We start from the raw sequence: 12,539 nt of genomic DNA on the forward strand, positions 1-12,539 counted from the left end.
TGATTCCGACCGGGATACACGCGGTACGGGGTGAGACAACATGCAAGTGGGAGGGGCCCGAGATACCTCGGAAAACCCCTCCCACCTGGGCAAACGCCCATCAGCGCGGAGGCTGTGGGATTTGAACCCACGGTGACGTTGCCGCCACGACAGTTTTCAAGACTGTTCCCTTAGGCCGCTCGGGCAAGCCTCCCCGCGGCGCCGGCGCGTGGGAGCGCGGGTGCCGCGGGATCAGATTAGCGCGTCACTTGTCGCCCGTGCGCTGCCCCAGGGTGACTTTGGCCGTGTGCTCCTTGCCGGCGCGCTTGTAGGTCAGGGTGACCTGGTCGCCGGGCTTGTGCTGCCAGATTTCGCTGATGAGGGTGGGGCCGCTGTCGATGACCGTGTCGTCGAGCTTGGTGATGGTGTCGCCGGGCTGCAGGCCGGCCTTGTCGGCCGGGCCGTTCGGGGTGACCGCGTCGGAGCCGTTGTTGCCCGTCTGGGCGATGGTCGCGCCGTCGCCGGTGTCCCGCATGCCGACCTGGACGCCGATCTGCGGATAGACCGGCTTGCCGGTCTTGATCAGGTCCTGGGCCACCCGCTTGGCCTGGTCGATGGGGATCGCGAAGCCCAGCCCGATGCTGCCGGACTGGCCGGATTCGCCACCCAGGCCGCCGCCGTTGCCGGCCGACTGGATCGCGGAGTTGATGCCGATGACGTTGCCGCCGGCGTCCATCAGCGGGCCGCCGGAGTTACCCGGGTTTATCGACGCGTCCGTCTGCAGGGCGCTCATGTACGACGCCTGGCTGCCGCCGCCGTCGCTGGACGCCACCGGCCGGTCCTTGGCGCTGATGATGCCGGTGGTGACCGTGCCGGACAGGCCGAAGGGCGCACCGATGGCGATCGTGGCATCGCCGACCTGCACGTTGGACGACTTGCCCAGCGGGAGCGGGTTGAGGGTGGCGTCACCCGGGTTCTTGAGCTTGATCACGGCGACGTCGTAGCCCTGGGCGTGGCCCACGACCTCGGCGGCGTACTTCTTGCCGTTGGAGAACGTCGCGGTGAGCTTGCCGCCGTCGGCCGCACTGGCGACGACGTGGTTGTTGGTGAGGATGTGGCCCTGCTTGTCGTAGACGAAGCCGGTGCCGGTGCCGCCCTCGCCGGTGGCGCCCTGCGCCTCGATCGTCACGACGCTCGGCAGCGCGCGCTGCGCTATCCCGGCGACCGAGGTGGGCTTGCGGTTCAGCGCGCCGGCGTCACCGGGCGCGGAGACCGTCGTCGAGGCGGTGTCGTCGCGGCCCGCGGCCCAGTAGCCGATGCCGCCGCCGACTCCGCCGGCGACCAGCGCGGCCGCCAGGACGGCGGCGATCAGCCCGCCGGTGCGCCGCTTGGGAGCCGGGGTACCGGCCCCCGCCCACGGGTCGCCCCCACCGCCGTACGGGGGCCCGCCCCAGCCGCCGCCGGAGGAACCGTGTCCGGCCACGGCGTACGGGGGGAGCTGCGCGGTGGGCTCACCACCCGGGTATCCGGGCGCGGGGGGCTCACCACCCGGGTATCCGGGCGCAGGGGACTGACCACCCGGGTGCCCGGCCCCGGTGGGCTCGCCACCTGGGTATCCCGACTGGTGCGACGGGGGCGACTGGGGTGGCTGCTGCGGGTGGCCGGGGCCGTCCGCAGAGGCGACGGTCGGGGCGAAGTCCGGCGGCGGGGGTGCCGCGGGGGGAGTCGCGGGCGCGGGCGGGGCGTCGGGAGTCTGGGCGCCGGAGGCGGACGCGGCAGCGCTGTCCGGCTGCGCCCCGGTCGGCGGCCTGGCCTCCGACGGGACGGCTCCCTCGTTCTCGGTGCTCACAGCTCTCTCCTCAGCTTCACGGCCTTACGGTCCCGGCCGGGCCCGGTGGCCCGTACGGGGGTCTTACGGTCCGGCCGGGCCTCACGGCCCGACCGGGTGGTGATGACAGTGACACGGAGTGCGTCCCCGTGGCGCCCCGGAGGGCTTCCCCGGGTACGTCCCGGAGTACGTCCCGGACGACGTCTCCGAGTACTTCCGGAAGACTTCCGGAAAACGTCTCCGAGTACCTCTCGGAGGGCGTCATCCGCGGTCGTCGCCGGAGTGCCGGTTGGACGGCGAGGCCCGGCCGGACCGGGTGGACCAGTTGGACCGGGCGTACCAGCTGGGCCGGGTGGACCAGCTGGACCGCGGTGGACCAGTTGGACCGTAGGGCCTGATCGACCGGGCCTGCCTCCGGTTGGTGGCTCGGCTACCCACTTCGCGGCTCGCCAGTACGCCCGGCCCGCCGTTCCGTGCTCCCGTACTCGCAGCACTCCCAGTAATCCCAGTACTCCCAGTTCTTCGCTGCTCCGGTACTCCCAGTTCTCCAGTACTCCAGTTACTCCAGTTGTCGACTGCTCCAGTGCTCCGGCAGTCCGATACCCCAGGATTCAGGATCCCGGCGGTCTCGGCGAGTCCCGGGCCGCCGGACCGGGCCGTCGGTCGGGGCCGCGCGGTGGATCCGCGGGTCCCCGGCCGGGCGGTACGGGCCGGGCGATACGGGCGAAGCTCCGTCCCAGCCTTTCCCACCGCGCGTCAGAGCGCCGTAAGCCGAGGCTGTGACTGTGCTCTCATCCTTTATGCCGGACAAAACGGGCGCATCCGATGTTCCGCACGTCGGGGTACGGTCGCCCCGCGCGCAGGGCTCCACACCGGGCTCCACGCCGAGATCCACTCCGAGATCCACGGCGGGGCCGGCGGCCGCCTCCAGCAGGCTCCCGTAACGAAGACCGAGAGGGACCCGGTCCCCCAGCCCCGGGGTCCACCCGGTCCCCCCGGCACCAGGGTCCGTCCGGTCCGCCCGCTCCGCCCGCCCGGTCGCCCGACACCGGCGAGTGGCACGATAACGCGGTGAGCTATGCACGCCCCGCCCAGGACCGTCGCCCGGATCGCCCCGCCATGTCCGTTGTGGCCCATCGAGGCGCCTCGGAGGACGCCCCGGAGCACACCCTGGCCGCGTACCGCAAGGCGATCGAGGACGGGGCGGACGCCCTGGAGTGCGATGTCCGGCTGACCGCGGACGGCCATCTGGTCTGCGTGCACGACCGGCGGGTGAACCGCACGTCCAACGGCCGCGGCGCGGTCTCCGCCCTCGAACTCGCCGATCTCGCCTCCCTCGACTTCGGCTCCTGGAAGGAGGAGGCACTCGGCAGCGGGACGCTCGGCAGCGGGGCGTTGGGCAGCGGAGCGTTCGGGGCCGAGGCGCCGGACCGCCGGGGCGGGGTGTTCGGCGGCGAGGCGCCGGACCGGCAGAACGAGGATCCCGAGCGGACGTCCGTTCTGACGCTGGAGCGGCTGCTGGAGCTGGTGGCCGATGCGGACCGCCGGGTCGAGCTGGCCATCGAGACCAAACATCCGACGCGTTGGGCCGGACAGGTGGAAGAGCGACTGGTCGAGCTGCTGGGCCGGTTCGGCTACACGAACCCGGCCAGGAACGCCGAGCAGCCGTCTCCGGTCCGGGTGATGAGTTTCTCCGCCCGTTCGCTGCACCGCGTCCGGACGGCGGCGCCCGCCATCCCCGTCGTCTACCTGATGCAATTCCTCACGCCCCGCTACCGCGACGGCCGGTTGCCGGCGGGCGTGGGCATCGCGGGACCCGGTATCCGGATCCTCCGGGCACATCCCGAATACGTCGCCAAGGCACATCGAGCGGGCAATCAGGTGCATGTATGGACGGTCAATGAGCCCGACGATGTCGTGTTGTGCCAGGAATTGGGAGTCGATGCGGTGATCACAAATCGCCCCAAGCAGGTACGAATGCAACTCGGCCTTGGCTAAAGCCCCTCACAGGGTGTGCACCGGCGCATTCGGCCGGTATCCGATGCCGGTTTGTGCGTCACTGCGTGTCGAGTGGCCGGTTTCCGGTCCAGTCCATTGGGGCATTCATCCCGTGGCGTGGGGCAAAGGAGGTCTCGGGGGTGGCGTTGGTGGTGGCACAAGAGGTGCCGACGTCGTCGATCATGGCCGTACCCCATGGCCCGGTGGGCGTGGGCATGGCCAGGCGGCGCATGCGTGAAGAGCTGTTGGCAAGCGGAGTTCAGGACACGGTCGTCGATGACGCGGTCCTGGTCCTTTCGGAGTTGCTGAGCAATTCCTGCCGGCATGCCCGTCCGATCGACGAACCCGGCCCGGCGGGCCCGGTGGCGGCTAGGAACAGCTCGCGGGTGGGGGCCGCGGCGTCCGTGCGGGCGTCCTGGCAGATCGACGGACAGGGCCGATTGACCGTTGCGGTCACGGACGGCGGAGGGCCGACCCGGCCGCGCCCGGCCACTCCTTCCGTCACCGCGCACGGCGGCCGGGGGCTGGCGATCATCCGCTCGCTCGCCAAGGACTGGGGCGTACGCGACAGCGCCCCGGGGGAGGTCACGGTCTGGGCGGTGCTCTCTCTTCAGGGCGCGTTCGCTACCCGCGTGGATCTGATGCCCGATCCGACGGCCACCGCGCTGACCGACCCGGTCGCCGGACTGCCGTCCTCACTCGCACCCACCGGCCGGCCGCTGAACCCGGCCGCCTTCCTGGACATCGAGGATTTGGCGTAGGGACGAGGAGCGGCGTAGGGGCCGAGGACTTGCCCTAGAGGTAACGGGGCTTGGCATAGAGGTGAGGGGGCTCGGCGTAGGGGCCGAGGACTTGGCCTAGAGGTAACAGGGCTCGGCATAGAGGTGACTGGGCTTGGCGTAGGGGGAAAGGATTCGGTCACCCCCCGCGAGACACCCGCGACGGCCCCCCGCACGGTCAGGGCGACCCGGTACGCGATGGCCTAGGCTCGCGCCGAAACGCGTACGCCCGGGATCGACCAGGAGAAGCCGTCGCATGGCCAAGAAGCGCCGCCCCCAGCCCCAGTCCGCAGCACCGCAGATCAAGGACGGGGAGGTGCCGGTCGTCGGCGCTCGTGAGCCCTGCCCGTGTGGTTCCGGCCGCCGGTACAAGGCGTGTCACGGGCGGCGCGCGGCGCACGCCGTCACCGAGTTGGTGCAGCGCCCCTTCGAGGGCCTGCCCGGCGAGTGCGACTGGGTGGCGATGCGCGAGCTGGTGCCCGCCGCCACCGCCGAGTTGACGCTGAAGGGCGGGCTGCCCGAGGGCGTGCCCTCGGTGACGCTGGCGACGGTGCTGCCGATGGCCTGGCCCGCGCTGCGCCGCGACAACGGGGCGGTCCTGCTCGGGCTGCAGAACGACACCGCCTCCGGTGACATCAGCCGCGACCTCGCGGACACCCTGCAGCGCGCACTGGCCACGGAACCGGGCAATCCGGTCGCTGCCGCACGCCCCTCCTCCGAGGGTCCGCGCCTCCAGGACCTGCTCGACCTGAACGCACCTTTTGAGCCGACCGTCCACACGGGCTTCGAGTTCTGGGTGGAGAACGCCGAGAACGCCACCGGTGAGGTCGCCGCCTCTCTGGAGCGGGCCAACGCGGCCGCCATCCCGACCGCCCGGATTCCCGGCCTGGAGGGCGCGTACTGGTGCGAGGCGCCCGAGAAGAACCACCTGCGCTGGGTCACCGCCCACCCCGAGGAGCAGCTGCTGGACGCCCTCGCCCGGCTGCACGCCGCGGGCACGTCCTCGCTCGGCGAGGGCACCCGCCTGGTCGGTTCGTTCCGCGCCCACGGGCTGGTCGTGCCGGTGTGGGACCTGCCCTCCGCGATGGGGGCGGACGAGGTCGCCAAGCCGGCCCTGGAGTTCGCCGAGCGGCTGACCGAGGCGCTCGCGGCGAAGACCCCGCTGACCGCCGACGAGCGCCGGGCGCGCGGCGGCCTCACCAACCGTCAGATCACCCTGAGCTGACCGTTGAGCTGACCGTCCCGGCGGCGCTCGCGCGCACCGTACGCATCGGGGGACCCTGGCGTGACACCGGTCACAACTCCCCCTACGCGACGGTAAATGAGCGTCCGGAATTCCACGATCGAATTTGCGAACCGCCGATCTCTTGTTACGGTTCTAAAAGCCCGGTCGCTGGTGCATCCCCCGTCGCCAGCGACCGGGCGCTTCCATGTCCGGAACCAGGCATTCCGACCGGCCCGGACGATCAGCGCGGACGAACAGCGCGGACGAGCACGCACCGACGATCACCACGGACGAGCGCCCGCGGACGATCAGCACGGACGCCCCACGCGCGGCGATCAGCCCGAGCCGCTGCCGTCCACCGCCGGGCCCTCCGCCTCCGGGCCGCTCGTCGCCGGGCTTCCTTCGTCCGCCGCCTAGTTGCTGCCGGAGCGCAACAGCAGCCGCTCCCCCGCCGGGTCCGAGAACTCCGCGACCGCCGCGTACCCGGTGCGGTCCCCACGTACGGTCCGGCCGGCCGGCGTCTCGCACACGCCCGGCACATCGGCCGTCGGCACCTCACAGTTCACCTGGATGCTCCGGCCGTCCGGGCGCAGCAGGGTCAGTACGGCGCGCAGCGCGCCGCCGGTGACATTGCGGTAGTACGTCCGCGCCCAGGTCCGGCCGCGCTCGGTGAGCACACAGGTCTGCGCCTCGATGCCCCGCCCGGAGGCGAGTTCGGGGCCACAGTGGGTGATCCGGCCGGAGAGGAGCGGCAGCCCGAGGGCGTCGAGCGGGCCGTCGAGGGGGCCGCCGGGGCGGTGGGAAGCGGCGGCACCGGCACCCTTGACCTCCTTGGCGCCGCGTCCCCCGGCCTCGGCATCGCGTTCGCCCGCCTTGGTGCCGATTTTCCCCGGCTCGGCGCCGTTTCTCCGCGCCTCGATGCCGCTTTTCCCCGTCATGTCCCCTGCGCGCAGGGGGTGGTTTTCGGCCGTGCGCGTTCCTTGTCCGGCGCGGGGAGCCGCGGCCCGGCGGTGCGGGAGCAGTGATGCGGCCGGGCCGGCCGTCGCGGCGCCGAGCGGGACGGCGACGGCGAGCGCCGCCATACCGGCGAGCCCGGTCATGCGGACTTTCTGCGCACGCTGCATGGGCCCCACCTGCGATTGAGATGCCGTCGTCGACGCCGACGGCGTGACGGTGTGCCGAACCTATCGGCCGCGGGCGGTGCGTCCGGTCGCCCGGCCACCCGTTTCCCGTAGTGATCGGGCCCGTCACACCCGTACGGGTGAACCGCCCGCGGTTTCTTCGAGGTCGTCCGTGCCGCGCCCGTCAGTACGCGAGCCGGCTGCCGCCGTCCGGTGTGCTGGTGCTGGCCGTCACCAGGGCCTCGACGATGGTGGCCACCTTCGGCAGCCAGGGTGCGGCGGTGGTCGCTGCCGGCGGCCGCTCCCAGCGCACCCGGCCGGCGCCGATCTGGGACGGCGGGAGCACCACATAGCCGCCCTCGCCGTGGAACCGCAGCGAGCTGGGTACCCAGTCCTGCGAGTGCAGCAGCTCCCCCAACTCCGCGAGGTCGTACGGCGATACGAGCAGTGACCAGCGGGTGGGCGTGGCGACCACCGGGCCGACGCGGACGCCGAAGTGGTCCAGGGCGGCCAGCGCGCGGGCACCGGCGACCGCCGGCAGGCTCACCGCGCAGGGCGCGCGGCCGCCGGTGGCCAGCACGATCGGGGCGGACGGGCGGTTGGTCCACCACCAGCGCACCATCCGGGCGTCGGTGGTCGCCGCGAGCAGGCCGGGGTCGAAGGGATGCGCGCCGGGCACCACGCAGTCCGGGTCGGGGCAGCTGCACCGGCGGGCGGGCCGCTCGCCGAGGCCGAGCCGGGCACCGGCGGGCTGCCGGCCGGCGGGACCGAGGGCCACACCGGGAAGTACGGGCCACTGCCACTCGGTGGCGCAGTGGAGCGCCGCACCGAGCAGCGCCGACCTCCCCGTGCGCCGGAACAGGATCTTGCGTCGCCTTCCGAGGATCTCGCGCATGAGCGCTCGTTCCTTTCCGTTAACGCCGAGGGCTTGCCGAGGGCTTTGTCCATCGCTCTTCATGGCACTTCAAGGCACTGCGTGCCCGGTCCGCATGGTCCCGCACGGGCCGCTCGATGCCGTGGTGGCGCTCTTGCGGCCCGGTCATGCACGCCGGGGTCGATCGCGCGTCGATCACGCCACGTGGATCTCTGATCACCGCGTGTACAAGGCAGCGCATCACGTCGTACGCCGGGCGGGGAACGTGGCGAGGGGTGGCGCGCGCATGGCGCTTGCGCTTCCGGTGGTTCAGTCCCCGCCACTTGGGAGTGCGTGCGGTCGTCGCCGTATGAGACGTCGGTGCCCGCCGGAGAGTTCCCGATGCGGGCCCAACTGACCCCGCACCTTCCCGATTACGTACCCGCCATGGTGGTGATGACGCGCTGTCGATCGGCGCCAGTCGACCTCAAATTGACGCTCGTGGGGCTTTTTTCAGGCCAATCTACAGACCTCACGGACACCACAAACCCCACGGGGACAGTGCTGGACATCCCCTCTCTGGTGCGTGTACATCTGGAGCATTGATAGCGGAGCAGCATGACATGGGGGTTTGCGATGCTATTGAGGAAATTGAGCGCCCGAACGGATCGCACAACGTCACTCAACAAAAAGCCGCACTCCCTCACAATCAGCGGCCTGAACTGGAGCAATGCCTGGCGCGACGATAGCCGCCGGCCATGACTGCCCCTCACGTACCGAAAGTGGCTGGAATCGAACCAGCTCTGCCCGCTCCCCCGCACACTGTCGGCCCGCATGTGGCGAACACCCCCGCGGACCCCGGCTCCGACAGCCCGTCCGACCCCTCCGACGACGCGTCCGACACCGCCACCGACGGAGCCGGGAACGCCGCTCCCGACCCCCCGCCCGGCTCCGCCCCCGCCACCCCCGACGTCTCCGCCCTCGACCAACTCGCCGCCGTCCAGGACCGGCTGGCCGGCTGGATCTCCGACCTCAGCACCCTGCACGACCTGACCGAACGGCTCGCCCGCACGCGGACGTTGGACGAGGCGCTGCACGAGCTGCTGCGCGCCGGCGCCTCGCTGGTCGGCGCCCGCCGCGGTCTGGTCGTCCTGGCGCCGGCCGACGGACTCGGCCCGGAGACCACCGTCGGCCTCGGTCTCGGCCACGCCGAGATCGGGCACATCGAGACCGTGCCGCGCCGCGCCCTGTCGTACGCGCGGATACTGGACGGCCTTCCGGAGCCGGGCATCTCCGGCGCCGGCGACGACCCTCCCGAGGGCTGGGGCGGGCCCGACGACCCCACGGAGATCAGCGAGCCCGACATCCCCGGGGAGAAGGACCTCGACCCCCGGCTGCGGGAGGTCGCCGCCCGCCTCGGGTACGCCGCCAGCTACGCCGTGCCGCTCACCGCCGATCCCGTGGGCCGGACCGGCGCCGCGGTCTGGCTCTACGACGAACCGGCCGCCCCCACCGAGCGCCAGCGCCATCTCGTCGGCCTCTACCGCAGCCACGCCGCCGAACACCTCGCCCGCCTCCTCGAACTCCACCGCAGCCGGCAGGCCGCCGCCACGCTCCGCGCGGAGCTGCTGCCGCACCGGCTGCCGCGGGTCCCGGGCGTCCGCCTCGCGGTGCGGCACGCCACCGGCCCGCGCGGCGGCGGCGACTGGTACGACGCGCTGCCGCTGCCGGACGGCGCGCTGGGCCTGGCCGTCGGCTCGGTGACCGGGTCCGGGCCGAGCGCGGTGGCCGCCATGGGACGGCTGCGGGCGTCGCTGCGCGCCTACGCGGTCATGGAGGGTGAGGACCCGGTCGCGGTCCTCTCCGACCTGGAACTGCTGCTGCGGCTGACCGAGCCGGCGCGCAGCGCCACCGCGCTGTTCGCGTTCACCGAGCCGCCGCCGGGCGCCCCCGGCGGCCCGCCCGCGCCGCCGGTGCCGGGCGTGCTGCCGCGGAAGCTGGTGCTGGCCGGGGCCGGTCACTGCCCGCCGCTGATCCTCGGGGATCTGCGCACGGAGTTCGTGGAGACCACGCTGTCCGCGCCCCTGGGCATGCTGGCCTGCTGGGAAGCGCCCAGCGTGGAGATCGAACCGGCCGGCGGCGAGACCCTGCTCCTCTACAGCGACGGGCTGCTGCACCGCACCGGGGAGCCGATGGACCGCGCCTTCGCCCGGTTGCACACCGCCGCCGCGGGCGTCCCCCGGGCGATCCGCCAGGATCCGGAGGCGGTGGCCGACCACATCCTGCGCACCATGCTGCCGCGGGGGCTGGACGACCCGTCGTCGGAGGAGGACGTGGTGCTGCTGGTGGCGTACTTCGAGGAGTAGGGCCAGCGATTCCGCAGGTCAGACGGGTGGCCGGCGGTGCCCCGGAAAGGGGCGCGGCCGCTGCCCGACAGGTCACACCTTCTTGCCCCCTGGACCGTCATCCGTCGGCACATACGATGGAATGCGGTTCACTCTTAAAAGGAGGCATTGTGACCGACGAGCTCACGCCGGAGACCCCGGACGAGGACGAGCAGCCGATCAAGCAGCGCAAGAACGGCCTTTACCCGGGCGTCTCGGACGAGCTCGCGGAGAACATGAAGAGCGGCTGGGCCGACACCGAGCTGCGCGACCTGCAGCCGATCGAGCAGGCCCCGAACGCCGCCCGCCGCCGCGCCGCGCTGTCCGCGCGCTTCCCCGGTGAGCGCCTGGTGATCCCGGCGGGCAACCTCAAGACCCGCTCCAACGACACCGAGTACTCCTTCCGCGCCTCGACCGAGTACGTCTACCTCACCGGCGACCAGACCGACGACAGCGTGCTGGTCCTGGAGCCCACCAAGGACGGCCACGAGGCGACCCTCTACCGCCTGCCCCGTTCCGACCGCGAGAACGGCGAGTTCTGGCTCAACGGCATGGGCGAGCTGTGGGTGGGCCGCCGCCACAGCCTCACCGAGTCCGAGGCGCTGCTCGGCCTCCCCTGCAAGGACGTGCGGGAGCTGGCCGAGGCGCTCAAGGAGGCCACCGGCCCGGTCCGCGTCGTCCGCGGGCACGACGCCGGCATCGAGGCCGCGCTGACCGACAAGGTCACCGCCGAGCGCGACGAGGAGCTGCGGGTCTACCTTTCCGAGGCCCGGGTGATCAAGGACGACTTCGAGATCGGCCAGCTGCAGAAGGCCGTCGACTCCACCGTCCGCGGGTTCGAGGACGTCGTGAAGGTCCTGGACAAGGCCGAGGCGACGTCCGAGCGCTACATCGAAGGAACGTTCTTCCTGCGCGCCCGCGTCGAGGGCAACGACGTCGGCTACGGCTCGATCTGCGCCGCCGGCCCGCACGCCACCACCCTGCACTGGGTCCGCAACGACGGCCCGGTCCGCTCCGGCGACCTGCTGCTGCTGGACGCCGGCGTGGAGACCGACACCCTCTACACCGCGGACGTCACCCGCACCCTGCCGATCAACGGCCGCTTCTCCGACCTCCAGCGCAAGATCTACGACGCGGTCCACGAGGCCCAGGAGGCGGGCATCGCGGCGGTCAAGCCGGGCGCCGCCTTCCGCGACTTCCACGACGCGGCGCAGCGGGTGCTCGCCGAGAAGCTGGTCGAGTGGGGCCTGGTCGAGGGCCCGGCCGAGCGGGTGCTGGAGCTCGGCCTGCAGCGCCGCTGGACCCTGCACGGCACCGGCCACATGCTCGGCCTGGACGTCCACGACTGTGCCGCGGCCCGCACCGAGACGTACGTCAACGGCACGCTGGAGCCCGGCATGGTCCTCACCGTGGAGCCCGGTCTGTACTTCCAGGCGGACGACCTGACGGTCCCCGAGGAGTACCGCGGCATCGGCGTCCGCATCGAGGACGACATCCTCGTCACGGAGGACGGCAACCGGAACCTCTCGGCCGCGCTGCCGCGCCGGTCCGACGAGGTCGAGGCCTGGATGGCCGGGCTGAAGAAGTAGCCCTCGTTCACGGGCCGGTGGCGTCGTCCACCGGCCCGTGGCCTTCCCGCGCGTACGCGCCCGCGCGGGCCGCGGCCCACACTGCGGTGGCCGCGGATTCCGCCAGCGCCGGGTCGACCGGGCGGCGGGCGATCAGGATCCGGTAGTAGAAGGGCGCGCCGAGCGCCGACATCACCTGCTCGGGATCGGTGTCCGCGGGCAGTTCGCCGCGCGCGACGGCCCGCTCCACCATCCGGCCGGCCAGCGCCAGCCGTTCGCCGAAGAACGACCGCAGCACGGTGGCCACCTGCGGGTCGCGGGCCGCCGCGGACACCACCGCCTCGATGAGCCGCCGCGTCCGCGGCTCGCCGTAGAACGCGCTTATCGAGCGGGCGAGCGCATGCAGGTCGCCCGGGAGCGTGCCGGTGTCCGGCAGCGGCACGTCGGAGCTCAGTTCGGTCAGCAGGTCGCACACCAGGCCCTCGATGCTGCGCCAGCGCCGGTAGAGCGTCGCGACGTGGATCCCCGAGCGGTGGGCGACCTTCTCCATGGTGAGCGCGGCGAACCCGCCGGCGCCCAACTCCTCGAACACCGCGGCCAGTACGGCCTCACGGGTGCGCGCCGTGCGCCCGCCGGGTCGGGTCTCGCCCGGGGCGCCCCGGGGCTGGTGCGCTGTCGTCACGCCGGCTCCGTATTGCAGTGCGGGATCACGCCAAGTATTGTCCGGGAAAGACTAACGCGAGCATCTTCGCGTTAGATTTGGTGTGCGCCGGTCTCGCAGGGACAGGGGACGCCGCGGGGGAG

At 72.4% G+C, this 12,539-nt stretch carries 9 protein-coding genes and 1 tRNA gene; 5 read left to right on the forward strand and 5 right to left on the reverse strand.

Annotated elements, in window-relative coordinates; translation table 11 throughout:
• Window positions 1–106: 106 nt before the first annotated feature.
• Window positions 107–193, reverse strand: a tRNA-Ser gene (locus ACZ7MX_RS12105).
• Window positions 194–244: 51 nt separating this feature from the next.
• A complete protein-coding gene (locus ACZ7MX_RS12110; protein ID WP_472131464.1) occupies window positions 245–1,828 on the reverse strand; it encodes a S1C family serine protease in 1,584 nt (527 codons plus the stop codon).
• A gap of 1,050 nt (window positions 1,829–2,878) precedes the next feature.
• Between ACZ7MX_RS12110 and ACZ7MX_RS12115 the strand changes: the two genes are divergently transcribed.
• The 3 genes from ACZ7MX_RS12115 (at window position 2,879) to ACZ7MX_RS12125 (ending at window position 5,809) form a co-directional block, all read left to right on the forward strand.
• Window positions 2,879–3,805 (forward strand): glycerophosphodiester phosphodiesterase, encoded by a 927-nt coding sequence (locus ACZ7MX_RS12115; protein ID WP_472131465.1) that lies wholly within the window; start codon window positions 2,879–2,881, stop codon window positions 3,803–3,805.
• A gap of 140 nt (window positions 3,806–3,945) precedes the next feature.
• Entirely contained in the window at window positions 3,946–4,566 is a 621-nt protein-coding gene (locus tag ACZ7MX_RS12120) for an ATP-binding protein (protein ID WP_472131466.1), read from the forward strand.
• A gap of 274 nt (window positions 4,567–4,840) precedes the next feature.
• Window positions 4,841–5,809: a DUF5926 family protein gene (locus ACZ7MX_RS12125; protein ID WP_472131467.1), complete on the forward strand. Its 969-nt coding sequence runs from the start codon at window positions 4,841–4,843 to the stop codon at window positions 5,807–5,809.
• A 413-nt stretch (window positions 5,810–6,222) separates the two neighbouring features.
• Here ACZ7MX_RS12125 and ACZ7MX_RS12130 read toward each other — a convergent pair whose 3' ends face one another.
• Together ACZ7MX_RS12130 and ACZ7MX_RS12135 are read right to left on the reverse strand one after the other, a co-directional pair.
• Window positions 6,223–6,933, reverse strand: a complete 711-nt coding sequence (locus ACZ7MX_RS12130) for a hypothetical protein (RefSeq protein ID WP_472131468.1) — start codon at window positions 6,931–6,933, stop codon at window positions 6,223–6,225.
• 181 nt (window positions 6,934–7,114) lie between these two features.
• A complete protein-coding gene (locus ACZ7MX_RS12135) occupies window positions 7,115–7,825 on the reverse strand; it encodes a bifunctional DNA primase/polymerase (RefSeq protein WP_472131469.1) in 711 nt (236 codons plus the stop codon).
• Between the two features lie 716 nt (window positions 7,826–8,541).
• On the opposite strand from ACZ7MX_RS12135, the gene ACZ7MX_RS12140 reads away from it, so the two are divergent.
• Together ACZ7MX_RS12140 and ACZ7MX_RS12145 are read left to right on the forward strand one after the other, a co-directional pair.
• Window positions 8,542–10,149 (forward strand): PP2C family protein-serine/threonine phosphatase, encoded by a 1,608-nt coding sequence (locus tag ACZ7MX_RS12140; RefSeq protein ID WP_472131470.1) that lies wholly within the window; start codon window positions 8,542–8,544, stop codon window positions 10,147–10,149.
• 149 nt (window positions 10,150–10,298) lie between these two features.
• Entirely contained in the window at window positions 10,299–11,756 is a 1,458-nt protein-coding gene (locus tag ACZ7MX_RS12145) for an aminopeptidase P family protein (protein WP_472131471.1), read from the forward strand.
• Window positions 11,757–11,763: 7 nt separating this feature from the next.
• On the opposite strand, the gene ACZ7MX_RS12150 is transcribed toward ACZ7MX_RS12145, so the two are convergent.
• The gene (locus tag ACZ7MX_RS12150; protein WP_472131472.1) at window positions 11,764–12,417 is read right to left on the reverse strand and encodes a TetR/AcrR family transcriptional regulator; all 654 of its coding nucleotides are present in this window, start codon (window positions 12,415–12,417) and stop codon (window positions 11,764–11,766) included.
• Window positions 12,418–12,539: the final 122 nt, after the last annotated feature.

This window comes from Streptomyces sp. NPDC107765, from assembly GCF_055657085.1.

Bases quoted from the DNA above. Each gene is read 5' to 3' on its own strand.
- ACZ7MX_RS12130 (WP_472131468.1), bottom strand. From the start codon at position 6,933: ATGCAGCGTGCGCAGAAAGTCCGCATGACCGGGCTCGCCGGTATGGCG.
- ACZ7MX_RS12140 (WP_472131470.1), top strand. From the start codon at position 8,542: ATGACTGCCCCTCACGTACCGAAAGTGGCTGGAATCGAACCAGCTCTG.
- ACZ7MX_RS12135 (WP_472131469.1), bottom strand. From the start codon at position 7,825: ATGCGCGAGATCCTCGGAAGGCGACGCAAGATCCTGTTCCGGCGCACG.
- ACZ7MX_RS12125 (WP_472131467.1), top strand. From the start codon at position 4,841: ATGGCCAAGAAGCGCCGCCCCCAGCCCCAGTCCGCAGCACCGCAGATC.